Source organism: Microbacterium deminutum (assembly GCF_039530205.1).
Lineage (GTDB): Bacteria > Actinomycetota > Actinomycetes > Actinomycetales > Microbacteriaceae > Microbacterium > Microbacterium deminutum.
Genome location: NZ_BAAAOG010000001.1, coordinates 1,019,834 through 1,042,064, shown reverse-complemented (window position 1 = coordinate 1,042,064; position 22,231 = coordinate 1,019,834). Strand labels below are relative to the sequence as shown.

25 protein-coding genes are annotated in these 22,231 nt (G+C 68.3%); 14 read left to right on the top strand and 11 right to left on the bottom strand.

Features of this window, described 5'->3' with window-relative positions; translation table 11 throughout:
• The first annotated feature begins 225 nt into the window (after positions 1-225).
• The 3 genes from ABD212_RS04685 to ABD212_RS04675 all read left to right on the top strand — a co-directional run bounded on the left by ABD212_RS04685 (position 226) and on the right by ABD212_RS04675 (position 2,260).
• Complete coding sequence (locus ABD212_RS04685) at positions 226-942, top strand: Pr6Pr family membrane protein (RefSeq protein ID WP_344091686.1); 717 nt, start codon at positions 226-228, stop codon at positions 940-942.
• Entirely contained in the window at positions 939-1,487 is a 549-nt protein-coding gene (locus ABD212_RS04680; protein ID WP_344091684.1) for a hypothetical protein, read from the top strand. Before ABD212_RS04685 ends, ABD212_RS04680 begins: the two co-directional genes overlap by 4 nt.
• A gap of 104 nt (positions 1,488-1,591) precedes the next feature.
• Complete coding sequence (locus ABD212_RS04675; protein ID WP_344091682.1) at positions 1,592-2,260, top strand: MBL fold metallo-hydrolase; 669 nt, start codon at positions 1,592-1,594, stop codon at positions 2,258-2,260.
• Between the two features lie 13 nt (positions 2,261-2,273).
• On the opposite strand, the gene ABD212_RS04670 is transcribed toward ABD212_RS04675, so the two are convergent.
• Positions 2,274-2,579 (bottom strand): putative quinol monooxygenase, encoded by a 306-nt coding sequence (locus ABD212_RS04670; protein WP_344091680.1) that lies wholly within the window; start codon positions 2,577-2,579, stop codon positions 2,274-2,276.
• A 46-nt stretch (positions 2,580-2,625) separates the two neighbouring features.
• Here ABD212_RS04670 and ABD212_RS04665 point away from each other — a divergent pair, with 46 nt between their 5' ends.
• From ABD212_RS04665 to ABD212_RS04645, 5 genes are all read left to right on the top strand, one after another.
• On the top strand, positions 2,626-3,234 hold the full coding sequence (locus ABD212_RS04665) for a dihydrofolate reductase family protein (protein WP_344091678.1): 609 nt from the start codon (positions 2,626-2,628) through the stop codon (positions 3,232-3,234).
• Between the two features lie 72 nt (positions 3,235-3,306).
• Positions 3,307-4,230, top strand: a complete 924-nt coding sequence (locus tag ABD212_RS04660; RefSeq protein WP_344091675.1) for a 5'-3' exonuclease — start codon at positions 3,307-3,309, stop codon at positions 4,228-4,230.
• A gap of 451 nt (positions 4,231-4,681) precedes the next feature.
• Positions 4,682-5,848 (top strand): sensor histidine kinase, encoded by a 1,167-nt coding sequence (locus ABD212_RS04655; RefSeq protein WP_344091674.1) that lies wholly within the window; start codon positions 4,682-4,684, stop codon positions 5,846-5,848.
• The gene (locus tag ABD212_RS04650; protein WP_344091673.1) at positions 5,845-6,510 is read left to right on the top strand and encodes a response regulator; all 666 of its coding nucleotides are present in this window, start codon (positions 5,845-5,847) and stop codon (positions 6,508-6,510) included. The genes ABD212_RS04655 and ABD212_RS04650 overlap by 4 nt, the downstream gene beginning before the upstream one ends.
• A 134-nt stretch (positions 6,511-6,644) precedes the next feature.
• Complete coding sequence (locus ABD212_RS04645) at positions 6,645-6,908, top strand: SHOCT domain-containing protein (RefSeq protein WP_344091671.1); 264 nt, start codon at positions 6,645-6,647, stop codon at positions 6,906-6,908.
• Positions 6,909-7,176: 268 nt separating this feature from the next.
• Here the strand turns inward: ABD212_RS04645 and ABD212_RS04640 are convergent, their stop codons facing one another.
• The 4 genes from ABD212_RS04640 to trpD form a co-directional block, all read right to left on the bottom strand.
• Positions 7,177-7,683 carry a ClbS/DfsB family four-helix bundle protein gene (locus ABD212_RS04640; RefSeq protein WP_344091669.1) on the bottom strand — a complete coding sequence of 169 codons (507 nt, stop codon included), beginning with the start codon at positions 7,681-7,683 and terminating at the stop codon, positions 7,177-7,179.
• A gap of 33 nt (positions 7,684-7,716) precedes the next feature.
• Positions 7,717-8,712, bottom strand: a complete 996-nt coding sequence (locus ABD212_RS04635) for a PHP domain-containing protein (RefSeq protein ID WP_344091667.1) — start codon at positions 8,710-8,712, stop codon at positions 7,717-7,719.
• 28 nt (positions 8,713-8,740) lie between these two features.
• Positions 8,741-9,241, bottom strand: coding sequence for an aromatic ring-opening dioxygenase LigA (locus ABD212_RS04630; RefSeq protein ID WP_344091665.1), 501 nt, complete (start codon positions 9,239-9,241; stop codon positions 8,741-8,743).
• A 107-nt stretch (positions 9,242-9,348) separates the two neighbouring features.
• Positions 9,349-10,410: an anthranilate phosphoribosyltransferase gene (gene trpD, locus ABD212_RS04625; RefSeq protein WP_344091663.1), complete on the bottom strand. Its 1,062-nt coding sequence runs from the start codon at positions 10,408-10,410 to the stop codon at positions 9,349-9,351.
• A gap of 217 nt (positions 10,411-10,627) precedes the next feature.
• Here trpD and ctaE point away from each other — a divergent pair, with 217 nt between their 5' ends.
• The 5 genes from ctaE to ABD212_RS04600 all read left to right on the top strand — a co-directional run bounded on the left by ctaE (position 10,628) and on the right by ABD212_RS04600 (position 15,590).
• A complete protein-coding gene (ctaE, locus tag ABD212_RS04620; RefSeq protein WP_344092448.1) occupies positions 10,628-11,227 on the top strand; it encodes an aa3-type cytochrome oxidase subunit III in 600 nt (199 codons plus the stop codon).
• A 19-nt stretch (positions 11,228-11,246) separates the two neighbouring features.
• On the top strand, positions 11,247-12,047 hold the full coding sequence (gene qcrC / locus ABD212_RS04615; RefSeq protein ID WP_344091661.1) for a cytochrome bc1 complex diheme cytochrome c subunit: 801 nt from the start codon (positions 11,247-11,249) through the stop codon (positions 12,045-12,047).
• 34 nt (positions 12,048-12,081) lie between these two features.
• A complete protein-coding gene (gene qcrA, locus ABD212_RS04610) occupies positions 12,082-13,161 on the top strand; it encodes a cytochrome bc1 complex Rieske iron-sulfur subunit (protein ID WP_344091658.1) in 1,080 nt (359 codons plus the stop codon).
• A 56-nt stretch (positions 13,162-13,217) separates the two neighbouring features.
• Positions 13,218-15,023: a cytochrome bc1 complex cytochrome b subunit gene (qcrB, locus tag ABD212_RS04605; protein WP_425561240.1), complete on the top strand. Its 1,806-nt coding sequence runs from the start codon at positions 13,218-13,220 to the stop codon at positions 15,021-15,023.
• Positions 15,024-15,170: 147 nt separating this feature from the next.
• Positions 15,171-15,590, top strand: a complete 420-nt coding sequence (locus ABD212_RS04600) for a rhodanese-like domain-containing protein (protein WP_344091655.1) — start codon at positions 15,171-15,173, stop codon at positions 15,588-15,590.
• Positions 15,591-15,620: 30 nt separating this feature from the next.
• Here ABD212_RS04600 and ABD212_RS04595 read toward each other — a convergent pair whose 3' ends face one another.
• The 6 genes from ABD212_RS04595 to ABD212_RS04570 form a co-directional block, all read right to left on the bottom strand.
• Positions 15,621-16,436, bottom strand: coding sequence for a PP2C family protein-serine/threonine phosphatase (locus tag ABD212_RS04595; protein WP_344091653.1), 816 nt, complete (start codon positions 16,434-16,436; stop codon positions 15,621-15,623).
• A 3-nt stretch (positions 16,437-16,439) separates the two neighbouring features.
• Positions 16,440-16,874 carry a cytochrome c oxidase subunit 4 gene (locus ABD212_RS04590; RefSeq protein ID WP_344091651.1) on the bottom strand — a complete coding sequence of 145 codons (435 nt, stop codon included), beginning with the start codon at positions 16,872-16,874 and terminating at the stop codon, positions 16,440-16,442.
• The gene (gene ctaD / locus ABD212_RS04585) at positions 16,875-18,632 is read right to left on the bottom strand and encodes an aa3-type cytochrome oxidase subunit I (RefSeq protein WP_344091649.1); all 1,758 of its coding nucleotides are present in this window, start codon (positions 18,630-18,632) and stop codon (positions 16,875-16,877) included.
• 2 nt (positions 18,633-18,634) lie between these two features.
• The gene (gene ctaC / locus ABD212_RS04580) at positions 18,635-19,528 is read right to left on the bottom strand and encodes an aa3-type cytochrome oxidase subunit II (protein ID WP_344091647.1); all 894 of its coding nucleotides are present in this window, start codon (positions 19,526-19,528) and stop codon (positions 18,635-18,637) included.
• Between the two features lie 192 nt (positions 19,529-19,720).
• Positions 19,721-20,086, bottom strand: a complete 366-nt coding sequence (locus ABD212_RS04575) for a HesB/IscA family protein (RefSeq protein WP_344091645.1) — start codon at positions 20,084-20,086, stop codon at positions 19,721-19,723.
• An 86-nt stretch (positions 20,087-20,172) separates the two neighbouring features.
• Positions 20,173-21,573: a dipeptidase gene (locus tag ABD212_RS04570; protein ID WP_344091643.1), complete on the bottom strand. Its 1,401-nt coding sequence runs from the start codon at positions 21,571-21,573 to the stop codon at positions 20,173-20,175.
• 45 nt (positions 21,574-21,618) lie between these two features.
• Between ABD212_RS04570 and ABD212_RS04565 the strand changes: the two genes are divergently transcribed.
• Complete coding sequence (locus ABD212_RS04565; RefSeq protein ID WP_344091641.1) at positions 21,619-22,197, top strand: DUF3043 domain-containing protein; 579 nt, start codon at positions 21,619-21,621, stop codon at positions 22,195-22,197.
• Positions 22,198-22,231 lie beyond the last annotated feature (34 nt).

Sequence of the window (22,231 nt, the reverse complement as noted above, 5' to 3'; positions counted from 1 at the left end):
ACCCGAATCCGGCGAACGCCTTCGCGATCCAGGCGGATCCATCGGACCGCGCTCGCTGCCCGTGCCCCTCTCCCGGCGGCCGGGCGAGCTCGACCGGCCCCCGCCCTTGAGCCGGCGACCGTGTCCCCCCGGAGCGGTCGCCGGCTCACCTTTTTGTTGCGCGGTGTTTTGGTTCCCGGCCTGAGACCGGTACCCTGCAACGCTCGGGGGGCGAGGGGGACGCGAATGGCTGAGGGATCCGGGATGCATGTGTGGAAGGCGCAGCAGCTCTGGTGGCGCCTGGCCATCGTCATCGTCTGCGTGGTCGGGCTCGCGAGCGGCGCGCAGCCCCTCATGTTCTTCACGACGCAGAGCAACCTCATCGTCGCCGCGTACTTCGCGATCGCCATCTGGTGGATGATCGTCCACCGCACCACGAAGGCCCCCGCGCCGCGCTTCCGCGGCGGCGTGACACTGTGGATCGTGACCACCGGACTCGTCGCGCACGTCATCCTCAACCATGGCCAGAGCCCGTTCCCTCGCCTCGCGGACTCCTCCTCCACAGGCTCCCTCGCGACCTGGTCGCTCTTCCTCCTCCATTACGCCGTGCCGATCATGGTGCTCATCGACTGGGCGCTGTTCGGGCCGCGAGGCCTCGTCCGGCTGCGGGATCAACTCGTCTGGATGCTCTATCCCATCGTCTACGGCACGCTCGCCCTCGTCCGCGGGGCGCTGTTCCCCGATGTCTCGAGCCGGTTCAACTATCCGTTCTTCGACTTCGCGACGCTGGGTCTTGCCGGCACCGTGATCGCCCTCGCGCGGGTGCTCGCGATCATCGCGGTCCTCGCGGGAGGGGTCATCGCGCTGGACCGGATGGCCGAGTTCGTGGCACGACGTCTGCGCAGCGGGCATGTGGATAACTCGATCCGGGGTCGTCCGATCGCGGCTACCGTGGTCGCGTGAATCCCCGCCTCGCCGCCGCGGCAGTCGCCCTCCTGCTGACGGCCGGCGCGGCGACCGGATGCTCGAGCCCCGCGAGCACGCCCGAGCCGACACCGTCCTTCTCCAGCGAGGACGAGGCGTTCGCCGCAGCGGAGGCGACGTATCGCGCGTACGTCGACGCGTTGAACCATGTGGATCTGAGCGATCCGAGCACGTTCGAGGGTGTGTATGCGTGGACGACGGGCGATGCAAACGCGGGGGCGCGGGAGTCCTTGTCTCAGATGCATGCCGACGGGTGGGATGTCAGTGGTCCAACCATCGTCGCGCTCGCCCGCGCCCGGCAGCAATCACCCACGTCGCCCGATCTGAATGTTGTCGCTCTTGACGTCTGCTTGGACATTTCTGGCGTGAGGCTAGTCGACGCCCATCGCGATTCCGTTGCAAGCGCAGATCGACGAGATCTGCAATCGATGTTGGTGACGATGACAGCAAGCACTTCGAGTTCGACGCGCTTCCTGATCAGCAACGTCGATGGCCGCGAAGGTTCTCCCGAGTGCGTCGGCTAACCATCACCGCGTTCGCGGTTGGGGTTGTCCTGGCGGGCGTGTTCCTTCCACTGATCGCCCACGCCGGAGAGTGCGACACTGCGGGATGGTCAGGAAATTGCGAGGTGTCCAACTCCGGTACCCAGGTTGACGTCGGCGCGAGCACCACGACTCCAGGATCCGGTGCCTCCCATCCCCACAATGATCATCACTCCCCCGTTCCCCCGGTCATCCAGAACCCCGCTGTCCCCGCGCCCGACAGCTGCCCGCTCGACCGGTGCGATCTTCCGTACGACGTCGTCTCACCACCGGATGTCACTCTCGCGGATCTCGCATCATTCCGGCCCGACCGTCCGAGCCTCAGCGGCGAGCCCGCGGGATTCGGAGTGGTCGGCATGCCCGCGAACCTGGTGGCCGCGGCATCCGAACAGCACATTCGCGGAACGCTGCTCGGCTGGGACGTGACGGTGCGCTTCGTGCCGGCCGGCTTCGTCTTCGAGTACGGCGACGGATCCACGGCCCGCACCCCGACGGGCGGCGCGACGTGGCAGCGACTCGGTCAGGCGCAGTTCACGCCGACCGTCACGAGCCACGTGTACGCCGCCCGCGGCACTTACCCGGTGTCCGCCATGGTGCAGTACTCAGCCTCCGTGGACTTCGGCTCGGGGACCTGGCGCCCGGTGGAGGGTTACGTCACCGCGGCATCCGGCGGCTACGACGTGCGGGTGCTGGAGGTGCGCACTGCGCTGGTGGACAAGACCTGCGCGGAGAACCCTCACGGGCCGGGCTGCTGATCGTCGCCCGCATTTACTCGGCGCGCAGCGGCGAGCCGACGACGTGGAACCGCATACCGCCCATGATCCCTGACAGCAGCGGCCGTGCCTCGGCGATCGCCGCTTGCACCGCCTCGAGCGACAGCGATGCGAGATGCGCCTCGGCGGTGGTCCACAGTTCGGCGACGAACACCGTGTCGGGCTCGAGGTCGGACACCCCGACCTCGTAGAGCAGGCAGCCCGCGTCAGCCAGCTGCCGCCCCGGACGCGTGAGCAGCGCGACGAGCTCGTCGCGTCTGCCGGGCTTCACGCCAAGTGTGCCGATGTTCGCGAATGTCATGCCCGGAGTCTGGCACTGCGCGCCGACGCCGGGGCAGAGTAGTGGCATGACGCGCGTGCACGCAGACTTGGCCATCTCCGCCGACGGCTTCTCGACGGGCCCGAATCAAACCGAGGAAGCGCCTTTCGGAGACATCGCCCCCGAAGTCGTCGCCGGGTGGATGTTCGACCACCCCGACGAGAATCGTGCCGAGATCGACGCGATCGTGGCGGCGAAGGCGTTCATCATGGGCCGCAACATGTTCGGCCCCGTCCGCGGTGAATGGACCGGGGACTGGCGTGGCTGGTGGGGTCCCGAGCCGCCCTACCACGGGCCGGTGTTCGTCCTGACCCACTACCCGCGGCAGCCGCTCGAGATGGACGGCGGCACCACGTTCCACTTCGTCACCGACGGTGTCGAGTCGGCGATGGCGCAAGCGCGGGATGCCGCCGGCGACGGTGACATCTCGATCGCCGGCGGCGCCGAGACCACCAACCAGTTCCTCGCAGCGGGTCTCATCGACGTGCTGCGCCTCCACGTCGTGCCGCTTACCCTCGGCTACGCCGGGCGCACAGACGTGGTCCGCGTCTTCGAGGGCGTCCCGCCGCTGCAGTTCACCTCGTCGACGGTGCGGGCGACCCCGCACGTCACGCACGTGACCTACCAGCTGCACTGAGCCCCCGCGGAGATGGGATGCCGCGGCATCCGATCTCTCATCCTGCCGAACCTGCATGACAGGATGAACCCCGTGACCGACCGCCTCATGCTTCTCGACAGCGCCTCGCTGTATTTCCGCGCCTTCTACGGAGTGCCCGACACGGTGCGCGCGCCCGACGGGACCCCGGTGAACGCGGTCCGCGGATTCCTCGACATCATCACGCGACTCGTCACGACGTACCACCCGACGCATCTCGTCGCCTGCTGGGATGACGACTGGCGCCCGCAGTGGCGGGTGGACCTCATCCCGACCTACAAGACCCACCGCGTCGCGGAGGTCGTGGCCGGCGGCCCCGACGTCGAGGTCGTGCCAGATCCGCTGGAGATCCAGGTGCCGGTGATCCGCACGGTGCTGGACACCCTCGGCATCCCGATCGTGGGCGCAGCCGAGCACGAGGCCGACGACGTGATCGGCACACTCGCCACCCAGGCGACGATCCCCACCGACATCATCACGGGCGACCGCGACCTCTTCCAGCTCGTCGACGATGCACGCGACATCCGGGTCGTCTATACCGCCCGCGGCATGAGCAACCTGGAGATCGTCACCGAATCGGTCGTCGTCTCGAAGTACGGCGTGCTGCCGAGCCAGTACGCCGACTTCGCGACGCTTCGCGGCGACGCCTCCGACGGCCTTCCGGGCGTGGCGGGCATCGGCGAGAAGACCGCAGCGGGACTCCTCGCGGCGCACGGCGACCTCGCCGGAATCCTCGCTGCGGCCGAGATCGGCGAAGGGATGTCGGCCGGCATCCGCGCGAAGCTGCTCGCAGGTCTCCCCTACCTCGCGGTCGCCCCCGAGGTCGTCGCGGTCGTCCGCGACCTCGACCTCCCGCAGACCGACACGGTGTTGCGCCCGCTCGACGAATCGGCGAAACAGGATGCCGCCGCCCTCGCCGAGCGCTGGGCGCTGGGCACCGCGATGACGAGGATCATCGACGCCCTAGACGCGGTCTGACCCACCCAGCGCGGCCCGAGTCTCCGAAAGTCGGCGATCCCGGCCGTTTTCGGACCCGGCGGGCCCCAGCATCCAAGTTTCCCGACGATCCCCGAAAGTCGGATCGTGCGCCCGCAATCCCCGAAACTCGGCGCACGCCAGCGACTCGGACCCGACCGACGCCGGCGTCCGATATTCGGCGATCACGGCCGTTTTCGGACCCGACCGACGCCGGCGTCCGATATTCGCGACGATCCCCGAAACTCGGATCGTGCGTCCGCAATCCCCGAAACTCGGAGCCCGGCGCCGAACTCGGACCCGACCGACGTCCGGCGTCCGAAAACCGGCACGATCTCCGAAACTCGGATGCCGCAACGGGCCCACCGCGACCACCGACTACTCCCCCGGGAGTAGTCGACGGCCGTCCCCTGATCAGACGTCTCACAGCATCGCCCGGCGTACGATCGTGCGCATGCCGCGCGACACCTGGGCCGATGCTGGACCCCGGTTCCGCCCTCCGCCCGGCGTGACGCTGTACGTCCCGGTCGTCGTCGCGTTCTTCGTCCAGGTGCCCGCCACGATCGCCATCTCGGTGTGGCAGCGTGTCCCCCCCTCTTACGCCGCGCTGAGCGTCGCACTGGCCGCGGCATCCGCCCTCGCGCTTCTCGGGGCACGCCGCTGGCCGGGAGCCACGGTTGCGGTCGTCGCCGTGCTCACCGCGCTCGACCTGTTCGTCCCCCCCGACGCGGGTCCCCCGTTCATCGCGCTCGCGTTCGCCATCATCGGCGCCATCGTGCGCGGCGCCCGGCTGTGGGCGCTCGTCTCGGTGGGCACCGCATGGCTCTCCGCGGTCGTGGCCAGCGGAGTGCTCGGGGTGAGCTGGCATCCGTTCCGCATCGCGATCACGACCCTCGCGCTCGCGCTGTGCTTCGGCATCGGCGAAGGGATCCGTGCGCGCCTCGAGCACGGCGAAGAGCGTCGACGGCAGCTCGCGGAGCGCCGCACCGCGAGCGAGCAGGAGGAGCGCACCCGCATAGCGCGCGAGCTGCACGACGTGCTCGCCCACTCGCTGAGCCAGATCGCGGTGCAGTCCGGCGTCGGTCTGCACCTGTTCGACCGCGAGCCGGAGCAGGCGCGCGAGGCGCTCGCGAACATCCGCACCCTCAGTGCGACCGGCCTCGACGAGGTGCGCGGCGTGCTGTCGTTCCTGCGGGGCGACGAGCCGACGACCTCCACGGCGCCCCTGACGCCGCAGCCGCAGTTCGCGCAGCTGCGGGCACTCGCCGCACAGCGCTCGGGCCTCGGCCTCGCGGTCGAGCTGGACGATCGCCTGGCCGGCGATCTCCCGCCGAGCGCCATCCAAGCCACCGCCTATCGCATCGTGCAGGAGGCCCTCACCAACGTCGTACGTCATTCCGCGGCAGCCCACGCGACGATCGTCCTGGACCGGGATGCCGATGAGCTCGTCGTGACGGTCGCCGACGACGGCAGCGGCATCCCCTCGGATGCCGTCGAGCGCGGCGGCCTGCGCGGGATGCGCGAGCGCGCGGAGCTGCTCGACGGCTCGCTGACGCTGGCGGCGGCTGTCCGCGGCGGCACCGAGGTGACCGCGCGGCTGCCCTGGAAGGCGCTGTCGTGATCCGGGTCGCTCTCGCCGACGATCACCAGCTCGTGCGGGCCGGCTTCCGGGCCCTGCTCGACTCCGAGCCCGACATCCAGGTCGTCGCCGAGGCGTCCGGCGGCGAGGAGCTGCTGCGCATCCTGCGCACGACTCCCGTGGATGTCGCGCTGCTCGACATCCGCATGCCGGACGGCGACGGTCTGTGGACGACCGAGCAGATCGCCGCGGACCCGGAGCTGCGGTCGATCAAGGTCGTGATCGTGACCACGTTCGAGCTCGACGAATACGTCGCCCGGGCGATCCGCGCCGGCGCGAGCGGGTTCCTGGTCAAGGACACCGAACCCGTCGACCTGATCCGCGCGGTGCGGGTCGTCGCTGCGGGCGAGGCCCTGCTCTCGCCGGGAGTCACCCGCCGGCTTCTCGAGAGAGCGGCAGCGGGAATGAAGGATGCCGTCGACCCGCGCGTGCTCGCGGGCCTCACCGAGCGCGAGGTCGAGGTGCTGCGGCTCGTCGCCGAGGGGCTCACCAACGACGAGATCGCCGCGCGCCTGTTCCTCTCGCCGCTCACGGCCAAGACCCACGTCTCGCGCATCATGCAGAAGCTGCACGCGCGCGATCGCGTGCAGCTCGTGGTCCTCGCCTACGAGTCCGGTCTCGCGACGCCCGGCTGGCAGCAGTAGGGCGCGGATCGCCGCTACTCCCGGGGGAGCACCGGCAATGCGTCCCGCGGGCAGATTCCCTTGGATGCCTCGGCGCGTTGACTCGAGTCATCCCATCGGCGACGCGAGGTCGCCGATCCCACGAGAGGATGATCATGTCCGCAGCACTCGCCGCCACCGTGGCGGCCACCCACTTCGTCGGTCCCTGGTTCTGGGGTCCCTGGTTCCTGCTGATCCCGCTGTTCTGGATCCTGCTGTTCGTGACGCTGTTCGCGATCTTCGGCAGGCGGTGGCGTCGCCGAAGCAGTCCTTCCCGCCAGGCCGAGGTGACGCTCGCCGAGCGGTACGCGAAGGGCGACATCGACGAGGTCGAGTATCGGGCGCGTCTCGAGGTCCTGCGCGCGAACGCCGCGCTCTGACCCGCGAAGGCGCTGAGTCCGTGGGCCGTGGGCTCAGCGCCTTCCGCGGTGCGCGCCAGCGCGAACGCGGCGAGCAGCGCCACGCGGTACTCCGAGCGCCAGCACGACCATCACCGTCAGGGCCGGCGGTCCGCCCTCCGGTCAGCTCGTGCAGCCAGCCCATGAAGGGGGCACCGAGGGCGGCCCCGGCGTAGCCGCCGCCCGGCACGAGAGCCGGCATCCCGCAAGCCTTGCAGGGATTGCGAGGGCAGCCGTCCCACGCCCGCGTCTATGACCAGGTGTCGAGGCCCATCCCGGCCGCGATCGTCTCGCGCGCCCACGCGTAATGGCTGGCGCCGCACTCGAGGGCGTACTCGCCGAGCGCCGATCCCCGAGTCCATGCGAACGCCTCGGGGTCGTCGAGCTCGCGGTCGTCGTGCAGCGCCACCATCGCCTGCAGCGATTCGTGCGACGCCCGCAGCAGCGGCATCAGCTCGGCGAGGCTGGTGTCCTGCCACTGCAGACGCAGGTCTTCGTTCAGCTGTGCGAGCTGCCGCCACGCGTAGCCCTCGGCGGGGATGGCGGGCGAACCGCCCGTCATCCCGTCCGAGTACCAGCGCTCGAGGAGGATGTGCCAGGCGTGAACGTGCGCGACGACGTCGCGCACGTTCCGGTCCCGAGAGCTTCCGGCGAACTCCTCGTCGAGGCGCTCGGCGGGGATCGAGCCGATGAGGTCGAGCAGCGACGCGAATTCGTCGTCGTTGCGCTCGAGCAGGCCGGTATGGGTGTAGGTCACGATCACACCGTATCGCCGGACCCCCGGCCGGTGTCAGCGATCCCGGGCGGTCCATTCCCGCAGGCGCGCGAGCGGCCAGGTCGTCACGATGCGATCCGGGGGAACTCCTGCCCGCTCCGCGCGCTGCGCTCCGTGATCGATGAGCGAGAGCTGGCCGGGAGCGTGCGCGTCGGAGTCGATCGAGAAGAGGCATCCGAGTTCGAGTGCGAGGGCGAGCAGCTCGTCGGGCGGGTCCTGTCGCTCGGGGCGCGAGTTGATCTCGACCGCGACCCCGTGGGCCGCGCACGCCTCGAACACGACCCGGGCGTCGAAGGCGGAAGGCGGCCGCGTCCCGCGCGAACCCTCGACGAGCCGGCCGGTGACGTGGCCGAGCACGTCGACCTGGGGATTCGAGGCGGCGGTGGCGAGCCGGCGGGTCATCGGCCCGCGTTCCATTCGCAGCTTGGAGTGCGCGGAGGCGACCACGATGTCGAGCTCGCCCAGCAGTCCGGGCTCCTGGTCGAGCTCCCCGTCGTCGAGGATGTCGACCTCGATGCCCGACAGCAGCGTGAAGCCGTCGCCGCTGATGCCCGCGACGAGGCCGAGCTGCTCGCGGAGCCGCTCGGGCGAGAGTCCGTTGGCGACCCGCAGCCGCGGGGAGTGGTCGGTCAGCGCGAGGTACTCGTGGCCCAGGGCGCGCGCCGCGTCGACCATGAGGTCGATGGACGTGAGGCCGTCCGACCAGTCGCTGTGCGAATGGAGGTCGCCGCGGAGAAGCCCGCGCAGCACGGACTGCTTATGTATGCCGGCGCGCTCGCGCAGATCCGACAGGTAGCCGGGCACCCTTCCGGCGAGCGCCTCCTGGATGACGGCGAACGTCGAGTCCCCGATGCCCTTGCGCCGACGCAGGGATGCGGCATCCCGAAGCTGTTCGTCGCTCAGCGCTTCGATCGCGTCCGCCGCCGCCCGGAACGCCTTCGACTTGTAGCGGGAAGACCGCTCACGCTCGAGGAGCGTCGCGATCTCGGTGAGCGCTTGGTGCGGGTTCATTCGCGCTCGGCGGGCGCAGTGAGGCGCGTCAGCTCGCCGCCATCCGTGCCTGCTTCACCACGACGGGCGCCCCTGCGAGTCTCAGGAACGCCCAGCCGAAGAGGATGGCGAGCACTCCCATGCCGGCGGCGAACAGCGCGACGCCGAACGCGACGATCGAGGTGAACAGCGACGCACGCAGGAACGAGGCCTGCATCACGGTCGCCCGGACGGGGTCGTCCTGTGCGAGCTCGGCGTACGTCTTGCCCCCGGACGCCGCGAGAGCGTGGGTGTTGATGATGTCCGCCTGGATGTATGCGGTGATGGGGCCCGTCACCTGCTGCCCCTGCATCGCCGCCGCATCGTCCGGGATCGTGATGTTCTCGGCGGTGAGCTGGGTGGTGACGCCGATCCACGCGACGATGCCCACGACGATGAGCAGGATCCCGCCGATGATCCCGACGACCCCCACGAACTTGACGAAGCCGAGCTTTCGCGTGGGCGCCTCGACGGACGCGGGTGACGGTTCGGTGGTGATCTCGTCGGTCATTTCGTCCTCCTGGCGGGGTGGAGAGCCTCCGTGTCAACACGCTAGCGGGGCACGCGCGCCCGACGGAAGAGGCGCACCGCGACCCCGGATCGGGCCCGTCGCCGAACTCAGGCGGCGAGCTCCTGCGAGACCTCGATCCAGCGGTCGAGCTTGGTCCGGGCGGCGCCGCTGTCGATCGCCGCCGCGGCGGTCTCGTTCGCCTCGGCGAGACGCTCGAGGATCGGGCGCTGCACCTCACCGGCATCCCGGAAGAGCCGGTACGCGACGATGCCCGCCGCCGCATTCAGCACCACGATGTCGCGCACCGGCCCCGGCCCGCCGTCCAGGACCCGGCGGAAGACCGCGGCGTTGTGCGCGGGGTCGCCGCCCAGCAGATCGCCGATCTGCGCGAGCGGGATGCCGAGATCCCGCGGGTCGAGATCATGCTCGTGGGTGTCTCCGCGGCTGACCTCCCACACCCGGCTGTGGCCGGTGGTCGTGAGCTCGTCCAGCCCGTCGTCGCCGCGGAACACGAGCGCGGTCGCGCCGCGCGTGCGGAACACCCCGGTGATGAGCGGCACCCGGTCCAGGTGCGCGACGCCCACCGCATTCGCCTCGGCCCGCGCGGGGTTGCACAGCGGCCCGAGGAAGTTGAAGACCGTCGGCACGCCGAGCTCGGCACGGGTGGGTCCGGCGTGGCGGAACCCGGGATGGAAGGCCGACGCGAACGCGAAGGTGATCCCGGCGCGCGAGAGCGTCTCCGCGACCGCCTCGGGCGACAGCGTGAGGTCGATGCCGAGTGCGCTCAGCACGTCCGACGACCCCGAGGACGAGCTCGCAGCCTTGTTGCCGTGCTTGACGACGGGAACACCGGATGCCGCGGCCACCACGGCCGCCATGCTCGAGACGTTCACGGTGCCGAAGCGGTCACCTCCGGTGCCGACGATGTCGAGCACCGCGGGGTCCACGGGCAGCGGCAGCGCAGCCTCGAGGATCGCGTCGCGGAAGCCGACGATCTCGTCCACGGTCTCCCCCTTGGCGCGGAGGGCGACCAGGAATCCGGCGAGCTGCGACGGCGTCGCGGAGCCCTCCATCACCTGCCGCATCGCCCACGTCGACTCCGACACACTCAGGTCGCGCCGGTCCAGCAGCGTCGTCAGGATCTCCGGCCAGGTGTACAGCTCCGCCATAACGCAGAAGCCTAGCCGCGCGTCCCGGCCCGACCGGGTCTGTGACACGGCGGCGGAGCACCCGTCGGGGCGCGGCTTCTCGGTACACTCCCGGGATCCTCTTAGGCAGTCCTAAGTTTCGTCGGAGCCAAATCGTTGCCTCGCGATGCGAAAATCGCGGACCGAAGTCAGCCATAATGGGGACGTGACGACCTCCACAGCGACCTACTCCCAGGCCATGCGGTCCGTCAAGCGACCGGATCCGGTCGCTGTCGGCACCATCGTGTGGCTCGGCAGCGAGGTGATGTTCTTCGCGGGCCTGTTCGCGATCTACTTCACCCTTCGCAGCACCTCTCCCGAGCTGTGGGCGCAGCGCACCGCCCAGCTCAACGTCGGGTACGCGACCGTCAACACGATCGTGCTCGTGCTGTCGTCCGTCACCTGCCAGATGGGCGTGTTCGCCGCCGAGCGCTTCCAGCCGTACTCGACGAAGAAGCGCGGCTGGCTCGGCTGGGGCATGGTCGAGTGGTTCTGGCTCACCTTCGCGCTGGGCGCGATCTTCGTGTCGGGGCAGGTGTGGGAGTACGCGCAGCTCGTCACCGAGGGGATGCCGATCAGTGCCGACTCGTACGCATCCGCCTTCTACCTCACGACGGGCTTCCACGCTCTGCACGTGACCGGCGGGCTCATCGCCTTCACCCTCGTCATCGGCCGCGCTTTCGCCGTCAAGAACTTCGGTCGCAAGGAGATGACGTCGTCGATCGTCGTCTCGTACTACTGGCACTTCGTGGACGTGGTCTGGATCGGCCTCTTCCTCGTCATCTACTTCCTGAAATAGAGCGGAGCTGATCCCCCACATGGCACGCACGTCCCCGCGCCGCTCGAACGGTCGTCGCAGTCCCTGGGCCGCAGCCGCACTCATCGGCATCGGCCTGCTGATCTCCGGCGGCGTCTACGCCGGCGCATCCGCCGCTATGGCCTCGACGACCGGCACGCAGGCGCCGTCCGCTCTCACGACGGAAGACGGCAAGAAGCTCTTCCAGGCGAACTGCTCCACCTGCCACGGGCTCGACCTGCAGGGCACCGCGGACGGCCCCTCGCTCTACGGCGTCGGCGAGCTCGCCGTGGAGTTCCAGGTCTCGACCGGACGCATGCCGCTGGCGATGCAGGGCCCGCAGGCGCCTCAGAAGCCCGTCCAGTTCACCGAGGACCAGATCCGGGCGATGGCCGCCTACGTGCAGACCCTGGCACCCGGCCCCACCTACCCCGACAGTGAGGTCATCGACGGGCAGGGCGACGTCGCCCGGGGCGCCGAGCTCTTCCGCATCAACTGCGCGATGTGCCACAACGTCGCGGCGGCCGGCGGCGCCCTCACCGAGGGTAAGTACGCGCCGGCCCTGCACACCACGAGCGCCCTGCACATGTACGCCGCGATGGTGACCGGCCCGCAGAACATGCCGGTCTTCAACGACATGAACCTCACCACGCAGGACAAGCGCGACATCATCTCGGCACTCCTGTTCCTCCAGGAGAACGAGTCGCCGGGCGGGTTCTCGCTCGGTTCGCTCGGCCCCGTCTCCGAGGGCCTCTTCATCTGGGTATTCGGCATCGGCGCGCTGATCGCCATCACCGTGTGGATCACGGCGAAGTCGAACTGATCGATACGACACGCAAGTACGAACGAGGAGCAGCATGACACTCGAGGACGACCCGCTAGAGCACGAGAGGGCTTCCTGGAAGCCTTCCCCCGGGCTCGCCGTCGCGGTCCCCGACCCGGTGCGCGATCCCGAACTGCCGCCGCACCGCGCGCGGATCACCGACAAGGACCCCGCCGCGATGAAGCGAGCGGTCCGCACTGTCTACACGCTCTTCTACCTCTCGGTCGCAGCGAGCATCTGGGCGATCGCCGCGTACTTCCTGTTCCCGATCGAGCGCGGCTCGCTCGTAGAGATCCGCGACAACAACCTCTTCGTCGGTCTCGGCATCGCGCTCGCCCTCCTGGCCATCGGCATCGCAGCGATCCACTGGTCGAAGGCGATCATGTCCGACAGGGAGTACGCCGAGCCTCGACACGCGACCCGCGGGCGCGACACGACCCGAGCCGCCGCATACAAGGCTTTCGAGGACGCCAACGAGGAGTCGGGCTTCGGCCGTCGGGCCATGGTCCGCAACTCGATGATCGCGGCCGTGGTCGCCTCGCTCGCACCCGGCATCGTGCTCTTCCGCGGTCTGGCACCGTTCAACACGGCTCTCGAGCCGGAAGCCGGTGACCCCGTCGCCCTGCTCAGCCGCACGATGTGGAAGAAGGGCACACGACTCGCGCACGACCCTGAGGGCACGCCGATCCGCGCCGCCGACGTGACTCTGGGCTCGGCGGTGCATGTGATCCCCGAAGACCTCGCGAAGCTCGACCACACTCAGGGATACCTCGAAGAGAAAGCCAAGGCGATCGTCCTGCTCATGCGACTGCTCCCGGAGCAGCTGCATGAGGCGCCCGATCGCCGGGACTGGTCATACGACGGCATCGTCGCCTACTCCAAGGTGTGCACGCACGTCGGATGCCCGGTCGCCCTGTACGAGCAGCAGACGCACCACCTGCTGTGCCCGTGCCACCAGTCGCAGTTCGACGTGACGAACGGCGCGGCGGTCATCTTCGGCCCGGCCGCCCGCCCGCTCCCGCAGCTGCCCATCACGGTCGACTCCGAGGGCTATCTCATCGCGCGGAGCGACTTCACCGAGCCTGTCGGTCCGAGCTTCTGGGAGCGCCATTGAGTACTGAAACTCACCCCTCTGAGCACGAGAGGCTCGAGCCGGCGGTGCACGAAGACCTGGTGGTCTCCCCCAACGGGCACCGCGACAAGCCCCTCGGCGGCAAGTTCATCTTCGCGACCGCGAACTACATCGACGAGCGCACGAGCCTCTCGGGCTTCGTCAAAGAGCTCGGTCGCAAGATCTTCCCCGACCACTGGTCGTTCATGCTCGGCGAGATCGCGCTGTGGAGCTTCGTCGTCGTGCTGCTGTCGGGCACCTTCCTCACCTTCTTCTTCCAGGCGTCGATGGTGCCCACCCACTACACGGGCGCCTACCTGCCGATGCGTGGGGTCGAGATGTCGGCCGCGCTCGACTCGACGCTGCACCTGTCGTTCGACGTCCGCGGCGGCCTGCTGGTGCGCCAGATCCACCACTGGGCGGCTCTCGTCTTCGTTGCCGGCATCGGCGTGCACATGCTCCGGATCTTCTTCACCGGGGCGTTCCGCAAGCCGCGCGAACTCAACTGGGTGATCGGCTTCATCCTGTTCATCCTCGCGATGGCCGAAGGCTTCACCGGATACTCGCTCCCCGACGACCTGCTGTCGGGCAACGGCCTGCGCATCATCGACGGCATGGTCAAGGGCATCCCTCTGATCGGCACGTGGACCTCGTTCCTGATCTTCGGCGGCGAGTTCCCGGGTGACCAGATCGTGGGCCGTCTGTACACGCTGCACATCCTGCTGCTGCCCGCGATCCTGGTGGGCCTGCTCGTCGTGCACCTCATGCTGATGGTCATCAACAAGCACACGCAGTTCGCCGCGCCCGGGCGCTCGAACAGCAACGTCGTGGGTTACCCGATGATGCCCATCTACATGTCGAAGATGGGCGGGTTCCTCTTCCTGACGTTCGGCGTGATCGTCCTGATCGCAGCGCTGTTCACGATCAACCCGATCTGGAACTACGGTCCGTACGACCCCTCGCCGGTCTCGGCCGGAACCCAGCCGGACTGGTACATCGGCTTCGCCGACGGGGCCCTGAGGCTCGTCCCGCCGCATCTGGAGGCGTACTTCCTCGGGCACACCTGGTCGTTCAACATCCTCATCCCGCTTACTGCTATCGGGATATTCATCGTGCTCGTCCTCATCTACCCCTTCATCGAGGCGTGGGTCACCGGCGACAAGCGCGAGCACCACTACGCACAGCGCCCGCGCAATGCGGCGACGCGCACCGCGATCGGTGCCGCCGGCGTCACGTTCTATGCGGTGCTGTGGGCCGCTGCCGGATCCGACATCATCGCGACTCACTTCTGGGTCACGATGGAGGGCGTCATCCACACCCTTCAGGTGCTGCTGTTCGTCGGCCCGATCCTCGCCTACTTCGTCGCCAAGCGGATGTGCCTCGCGCTTCAGAAGAAGGACCGCGAGATCGCACTCCACGGCTACGAGTCCGGCCGCATCGTCCGCCTGCCGGGCGGTGAGTACATCGAGGTGCATCAGCCCGTCGACGACTACGACCGGTACAAGCTGGTGGACATCGAACACTACGAGCCGCTCGTCGTGCGTCCGAACGCCAAGGGACGCATCCCGTGGCATCAGAACCTCCGCGCGTCCTTCTCGCGCTGGTTCTTCGAGGACCGGCTCACCACGGTGACCCAGGCCGAGCTCGATGCGGCCAGTGCGCATCAGCACCACGAGCTGGACCACATCGCCGAAGAGGAGGACGCCGAGATCCAGGCCGCCCACGAGCGCGCCGGCGTCCCCGACGCCCCGCACGTGCCGATCGACGACGGTCACAACTCCGAGGTCCCGGTTCGCCCGTCGAACGTCATCGTCCCTGACGACGGAACGATGACGCGCAACCGCGAAAAGGAACCCGGCCAGTAGTCGGACTGTCGAAAGGGTGGATCCCCGCCGCCGTCCCGGCGCGCGGATCCATCCTTTCGGCTGTGGCAGCGGGAACGGCAGGAATGCGGCTGCGTCTGGCCGCCGAGAACGCCGTGATCAGCGCCCAGGTGCCATAGCGTGAAATGCATGACAGATGCTCTCGCCTACTTCTCCGCCAAGCTCGCGCTCGAGACCGATGCCTCCGATGTGTACGACGCGCAGCGCGCCGGCGAGACGTTCGTGCTGGTCGATGTCCGCGGCGAGGAGGCATGGAAGCAGGGCCGGATCAGCGGCGCCATCCACATGCCGTACCGCCAGATCGCCGAACGTGCGCGGCGCGAACTGGACCCGGCGGTCCCCGTCGTCGTCTACTGCTGGAGTCCGGGGTGCAATGCCGGCACCAAGGGTGCTCTCGAGTTCGCGAAACTCGGTTTTCGTGTCCGTGAGATGATCGGCGGCTACGAGTACTGGATCCGCGAGGGGCAGCCCATCGAGAACGACGAAGGCCGGCTCCCCCGCGCGTTCGACCCCCTCGTGATGGTCGTCCGGCAGCCGGTCGCCGGCTGAGCCGTCGCCCACTGAGCGGTCGCCGGTCGATCAGGCGGGCTCGAGCCCCTCGCTGAACCGCACGGCCGCAGCGCCGTAGAACACCGGCCCTGGTCCACCGTCGTTCGACAGCACGCCGCCGCCCGCGACTCCGTCGACCGAGATGTCGCAGATCACGGCCGTCACATTGTCGTGGGTGCCGGCCTCGATGGCGAGCGACACGCACGCGCGAGCTGCCGAATCCGCGTTCTCATGGACGGTGAGCGTGGCTGCGATCTCGGCATCCGGCACGTAGTCGGTCAGTCCGTCGCTGCACAGCAGCCAGCGGTCGCCGACGACGGCGTCGTACTCGATGACCGCGGCTACGTCCGCTTCACCGCCGCTGAGCGAAGAGGTGATCAGGTTGCGATGGGGATGGGATGCCGCATCCGCCGCCGCGACCAGGCCGCGGTCGACGAGTGCCTGCACGTATGAGTCGTCTCGCGTCAGCTGGGTGAGCACGCCATCGCGCAGACGGTAGGCGCGTGAGTCGCCGGTGTGCGCGACCAGCAGCGTGCCGCTCCGCGACGCGACAAGGCCGGTGAAGGTCGTCGCCATGCCGTGCAGAGCGGGATCCCGCTCGACGTGCGCACGAAGGTCCCAGTTCGCGGTACGGACGCTCACCGCGAGCTGATCGGCATCGAATGGTCCGACGCTGCCCGCGGCCAGGCGATGGATGAATGCGGCCGACGCGAGATCACCAGCCGGTCCGCCGCCCACGCCGTCCGCCACCGCGACCCCCCAAGGCGCCGTGAAGGCGGCATCCTGGTTGACGCTCCGGTGAGGCCCGATGTCGGAGGCCGCAGCGGCTCTCAGCCGGACGAGCACGAATCAGCGCGCGAAGTGTCCGCGGTAGTACTCGAACACCCAGCCGACGATCGCGACGAGGAACACGCCGACGCCGATCGGGAGCAGCCAGTTGCCGATCGCGAAGCCCATCATTCCGAGTGCAGCCGAGAACGCCAGCGTGATGGGCCACCACGACCACGGGCTGAACTCGCCAAGCTCGGGGTCCCCGTCGTCGATGTCGGCCGTCAGCACGTCCTCGGGCAGATTGCCGCCCTGGGCACGGTGCACCCGGCCCAGGTAGAACGCGATCAGGCTCCCCATCATCGCGGTGAAGAGCAGCGCCACGCTGCCGACCCACTCGACGCCATGGAACCACGGCACGTCGGGGTGAGCGATGATGCTCCAGATCGTGTACGTCACGGCCATGAGCGCGAAGAATGCGGCCAGCAGCCACCACAGACCGGTGTTGGTCCGCATCTACTTCACCTCTCCCTCGGCGAGGTCGACCACAGGAGCGTCAGGAGCGTCCTTCGCGGGACCGACGCCGACCGGGACGCCCGCCTCGGGGTGGTTCAGATCGAATGCCGGCCGCTCGCTGCGGATGCGTGGGATCGACGTGAAGTTGTGACGGGGCGGCGGGCAGGATGTCGCCCACTCCAGGGACGAGGCGTAGCCCCAGGGGTCGTTGACGGTGACCTTCGGAGCCTTGCGGGCGGTGATCCACACGTTGTACAGGAACGGGATCATCGAAGCGCCGAGGAGCATCGCGCCGACCGTGGAGACCTGGTTCTCGAAAGTGAACCCGTCGGCCTCGGCGTAGTCGGCGTACCGACGGGCCATGCCCTGTACGCCCAGCCAGTGCTGGATCAGGAAGGTCATGTGGAAGCCGATGAACAGCATCCAGAAGTGCACCATCCCCAGCCGCTCGTTCAGCATCTTGCCCGTCCACTTGGGCCACCAGAAGTAGAAGCCCGCGAACATCGCGAAGACCACGGTGCCGAACACGACGTAGTGGAAGTGCGCGACCACGAAGTACGAATCCGAGATGTGGAAGTCCAGCGGCGGCGAAGCGAGGATCACTCCCGTCAGGCCGCCGAACACGAAAGTCACCAGGAAGCCGAGGACCCACACCATGGGCGTTTCGAAGGTCACGGAACCGCGCCACATCGTGCCGATCCAGTTGAAGATCTTCACCCCGGTGGGCACCGCGATGAGCATCGTCATGAGTGCGAAGAACGGCAGCAGCACGGCCCCCGTCACGTACATGTGGTGCGCCCACACCGCGACCGACAGCGCCGCGATCGCGATCGTGGCGTAGACCAGGGTCTTGTAGCCGAAGATCGGCTTGCGGCTGAAGACCGGGATGACTTCGGAGATGATGCCGAAGAACGGCAGCGCGATGATGTACACCTCGGGGTGACCGAAGAACCAGAACAGGTGCTGCCACAGCAGCACACCGCCGTTCGCCGGATCGAACACATGCGCGCCGAGCACGCGGTCCGCGGCGGCCGCGAGCAGTGCCGCGGCCAGGACGGGGAATGCCATCAGCACCAGGATGCTGGTGATCAGGGTGTTCCAGGTGAAGATCGGCATCCGCCACATCGTCATGCCGGGCGCCCGAAGCGTGATGATCGTGGTGATGAAGTTGACCGCGCCGAGAATCGTCCCGAAGCCGCTCATGGCGAGGCCGAGCATCCACATGTTCCCGCCGACTCCTGGCGAGGAGGTCGAACTCGCAAGTGGCTGATACGCCGTCCAGCCGAACGCGGCAGCGCCCTGGGGCGTGAGGAAGCCCGCCACCGCAATCGTCGATCCGAACAGGAACAGCCAGAACGCGAAGGCGTTCAGCCGCGGGAAGGCGACATCCGGCGCACCGATCTGCAGGGGCATGATGGCGTTCGCGAAACCCGCGAACAGCGGCGTCGCGAACATCAGCAGCATGATCGTGCCGTGCATCGTGAAGAGCTGGTTGTACTGGTCCTTCGTCGGCACGATCTGCAAGCCGGGCTGGAACAGCTCGGCGCGGATGATCAGTGCCATGACGCCGCCCAGCATGAAGAACAGGACGGACGCGATGAGGTACAGATAGCCGATCGTCTTGTGGTCGGTGGAGGTGATCCACTTGACGATGATGTTGCCCTTCTGCTCGACGCGCGTGGCGCTGAGCAGAGCGGCCTGACGGGGCGGCAGCGTGGTCGGGCGGCCCTGCTCCTGGAGCGGAAGCGTCGTAGCCATGATCAGCCTCCTTGTTCCTCGGTCTTGGTGGTCGTACCCGTGCCGGGCATATTCTGCAGGCGGTCGTACGCGGCGTTGATGTCGCCGGTCTGACCGGCAGCGCGGAGGGAGTCGAGGTAGTCCTGGTACTCCTGCGGGCTCACGACCTTCACCGTGAAGAGCATGTTCGAGTGGTATTCGCCGCACAGCTCCGCGCACCGGCCGGCGTACGTGCCCTCGCGCGTCGGCGTGAACGACCAGTAGTTGTCGCGGCCGATGTAGAGGTCCTTCTTGTAGAGGAAGTCCACGATCCAGAACGAGTGGATCACGTCTCGAGACTGCAGCTTGATCTTCACCGTCTCGCCTACCGGCAGGTAGAGCGTCGGCAGCTTGCTGATCACAGTGCCCTGGGCATCGGTCTGGGCCTGCACGCCCATCGTCCACACCGTCTCGTCGGCCGTGGCGCCGTTGTACTGGAAGTCCCACGCCCATTGCTTGCCGATCGCGGTGATGGACACATCGGGGTTGTCGTACTGCGTCTCGAGCGTCATCTGATCGCGCGCGGTGAAGGCGAAGAATCCGACGACGAGGATCAGGGGCACGATCGTGTAGAAGATCTCGATCGGCATGTTGTAGCGCAGCTGCACGGGGAGCCCGACCTGGCCTTTGCGGCGCCGATAGACGACGGCGGCCCAGCCCATCAGACCCCACGTGACGAGGCCCACGACGAGCAGCACGATCCAGGAGTTCACCCAGAGCCCGGAAACCATCTCGGTGCGGTTCGTGGTCGGCGCTGCGCCCTCTTCGAACCCGGGAAGGTACCCGTTCAGCTCGGTCGGCGTGCAGCCGGCCAGTACGACGGCCGCTGCGATCCCGACGGGAAGAAGGGCCCAGCGGAAACGGCGTTTCGTGGGCACGATGCACCTTTCTGGGTCGGACGTGTGACTCTCGCCAGTCTAGGGCAACCATCCAGCGGATTCAGGCCAAGCGCCCAGGTTCCGCCGTGTCCTGGCCGCGGGAAAACAAGGGCCCGGCCCACTCGCGAGAGTGGTCCGGGCCCTGGAAAATCCGCTGAGATCAGGCCTTCGGCAGATCGGACTTCGACTGGCTCAGTGGAAGCTGTCGCCGCACGCGCAGCTGCCGGCGGCGTTCGGGTTGTCGATCGTGAAACCCTGCTCCGAGATCGTGTCCTTGAAGTCGATCGTGGCGCCATCGAGGTATGGAACGCTCATGTCGTCGACGATGACTTCGACGCCGTCGAAGTCGACGGTCTTGTCGCCGTCGAGGTACCGCTCGTCGAAGTAGAGCTGGTAGATCAGGCCGCTGCATCCGCCTGGCTGGACGGCGACGCGCAGGCGCAGATCATCGCGGCCCTCTTGGCCGAGCAGGCTCTTCACCTTGAGCGCTGCGGCATCCGTCAAAAGGACACCGTGCTCGCGCGTGGTCTGGGCGGTCGACAGTGCAGTGTCGGTCATGGCACTCCTCCGGACGGGCCGCGGCGGCGGCGGGATGCCTCGATTGTACCCTCGCCGTCCGTGAGCAGGCTCCGAGCGTGGCGCGTCTAGGCCTCCGGACCGCGCCGATCGAGCTTCTCGAGGAGCAGCGCCTCGGCGAGGAGAGCGTGGCGGAACGTCTCGACGTGGAGTGATTCGTTCGGGCTGTGGGCACGACCGTGGGGGTCTTCCACACCGGTCACGAGGATCTGCGCATCGGGGAAGTCGCGCACCAGATCAGCGATGAAAGGGATCGAGCCGCCGACGCCGATGTCCACCGGCTCGACGCCGTATCCCTCGTGCAGGGCCTCCCGTGCCGCCGCAACCGCCCACCCGCTCGTGTCGACGAGGAAGGGGTCGCCGAAGTCCTGGTCGCTGAACTCGAGCTGCGCGCCGAACGGGGCGTGCGCCCGCAGGTGCGCCTCGATCGCCTCGTACGCGCCGCGGGCGTCCTGACCCGGAGCAAGACGCGCACTGATCACCACCGCGATCTCCGGGCTCAGTGTGTTCGACGCGTTCGCGACGCTCGGCGCGTCGATCCCGGTGACGGTGATCGAGGGCTTGTTCCAGATCCGGCTGAGGATGGTGCCGGTTCCGATCGGGCGGACGCCGGCGGGCAGCCCCGCCTCGTCGCGCAGCGTCTCTTCGCTGTACGGGGGGGTCTCGGCATCCCGTTCCGTCAGTCCGTCCACCGCGACGGCGCCGTCATCGTCCCAAAACGTGGCCAGCAGCTTCACGCCAGCCATCATGGCGTCCGGCACGGCTCCCCCGAACATGCCCGAGTGAGACGCATGCTCGAGGGTGCGCACGCGCATCGTGAACCGGGTGTTGCCGCGCAGCGACACGGTCAGGGCCGGCGTCTGCGCGTCCCAGTTGCCGGAGTCTGCGACGACGATGACATCCGCCCGAAGCTCGTCGGCGTTGTCGCTGAGGAACTGCGCGAAGGAGCGCGATCCCGCCTCCTCCTCGCCCTCGAAGAACAGCACGACACCCAGGTCGAAGTCCGTACCGACGGCCTCGGTCAGTGCGCGCAGGGCGCCGATGTGGGCCATCACGCCGGCCTTGTCGTCCGCCGCCCCCCGCCCGTAGATCCGGCCGTCCCGCAGCGTCGGCTCGAAGGGCGGCGACTCCCACAGCGCATCGTCGCCGACGGGCTGCACGTCATGGTGGGCGTACAGCAGGATGGTCGGCCGGCCGTTGCGGGCGGCGCGCGTGGCGATGACCGCGGGCATCCCCACTTCGGAGGTGCCGGGAATCGCCGAGCGGCGGATGTCGACGACCTCGAACAGCCCGGTTCCCCGTACGAGACCGGCCACAGCCTCGGCGCTGCGCTGCACCTCACCATGATCGAAGCCGGGGAACGCGATCGAGGGAATGCGCACGAGAGTGCCCAGATCGGCGAGTGCAGCGGGGATGCCGGAGGCCGCGGCTTCGCGCACAGCATCCTGTCGGGTCAGGTCAGAGGTCATGCGGGTAATCTTAAGTGCACCCCTACCGCTTCATCGAGGATCACCGTGGCCAAGACACCTGCCGTTCCGGCACCCAAGGACGCTTCGACCGACTCCTCGATCGAGATGTCGTCCGGAAAGGGCCGCGCGACCCCTTCGCGCGCCGAGCAGGAGGCAGCTCGCAAGCGGCCGCTCGTTCCGGATACGAAGGAGGCGAAGGCCCAGGCTCGAGCCGACCTCGCCGCCAAGCGCGAGAAAGCCCGCGTCGGCATGGCGGCGGGCGATCCCAAGTACCTTCCGGCCCGAGACCAGGGGCCGCAGCGCAAATTCGTGCGCGACTTCGTCGACGGCGGGTGGCACCTCGCCGAGTTCGTCATGCCCGCGATGGTGCTCGTCATCCTCGCCACGTTCGTGCCGCTCCCGGCGATCCAGTACTACTCATTCGTCGGCCTCTGGATCTTCATCCTCTTCGTCGTCGGCGACATGGTGATCACGTCGATCCGCGTGAAGGCGGCCGCGAAGACGAAGTTCGGCGTCGGGAAGGTCGAGAAGGGCCTCGGCTGGTACGGCGCGATGCGCATCGTGCAGATGCGGTTCCTGCGTCTTCCGAAGCCCCAGGTGCGGCGCGGTCACAAGCCCGTGTAGAACGTGGGTGCGGGCGTTTCGTCTCGGTCGCTGC

Coding starts and splice junctions, on each gene's coding strand:
- ABD212_RS04590 (WP_344091651.1), bottom strand. CDS start 16,874: ATGCGGACCAACACCGGTCTGTGGTGGCTGCTGGCCGCATTCTTCGCG.
- ABD212_RS04600 (WP_344091655.1), top strand. CDS start 15,171: ATGACAGATGCTCTCGCCTACTTCTCCGCCAAGCTCGCGCTCGAGACC.
- ABD212_RS04575 (WP_344091645.1), bottom strand. CDS start 20,086: ATGACCGACACTGCACTGTCGACCGCCCAGACCACGCGCGAGCACGGT.
- ABD212_RS04630 (WP_344091665.1), bottom strand. CDS start 9,241: ATGACCGACGAGATCACCACCGAACCGTCACCCGCGTCCGTCGAGGCG.
- ctaD (WP_344091649.1), bottom strand. CDS start 18,632: ATGGCTACGACGCTTCCGCTCCAGGAGCAGGGCCGCCCGACCACGCTG.
- ABD212_RS04665 (WP_344091678.1), top strand. CDS start 2,626: ATGACGCGCGTGCACGCAGACTTGGCCATCTCCGCCGACGGCTTCTCG.
- trpD (WP_344091663.1), bottom strand. CDS start 10,410: ATGGCGGAGCTGTACACCTGGCCGGAGATCCTGACGACGCTGCTGGAC.
- ABD212_RS04570 (WP_344091643.1), bottom strand. CDS start 21,573: ATGACCTCTGACCTGACCCGACAGGATGCTGTGCGCGAAGCCGCGGCC.
- ABD212_RS04685 (WP_344091686.1), top strand. CDS start 226: ATGGCTGAGGGATCCGGGATGCATGTGTGGAAGGCGCAGCAGCTCTGG.
- ctaE (WP_344092448.1), top strand. CDS start 10,628: ATGCGGTCCGTCAAGCGACCGGATCCGGTCGCTGTCGGCACCATCGTG.
- qcrA (WP_344091658.1), top strand. CDS start 12,082: ATGACACTCGAGGACGACCCGCTAGAGCACGAGAGGGCTTCCTGGAAG.
- qcrC (WP_344091661.1), top strand. CDS start 11,247: ATGGCACGCACGTCCCCGCGCCGCTCGAACGGTCGTCGCAGTCCCTGG.
- ABD212_RS04655 (WP_344091674.1), top strand. CDS start 4,682: ATGCCGCGCGACACCTGGGCCGATGCTGGACCCCGGTTCCGCCCTCCG.
- ABD212_RS04635 (WP_344091667.1), bottom strand. CDS start 8,712: ATGAACCCGCACCAAGCGCTCACCGAGATCGCGACGCTCCTCGAGCGT.
- ABD212_RS04645 (WP_344091671.1), top strand. CDS start 6,645: ATGTCCGCAGCACTCGCCGCCACCGTGGCGGCCACCCACTTCGTCGGT.
- ABD212_RS04670 (WP_344091680.1), bottom strand. CDS start 2,579: ATGACATTCGCGAACATCGGCACACTTGGCGTGAAGCCCGGCAGACGC.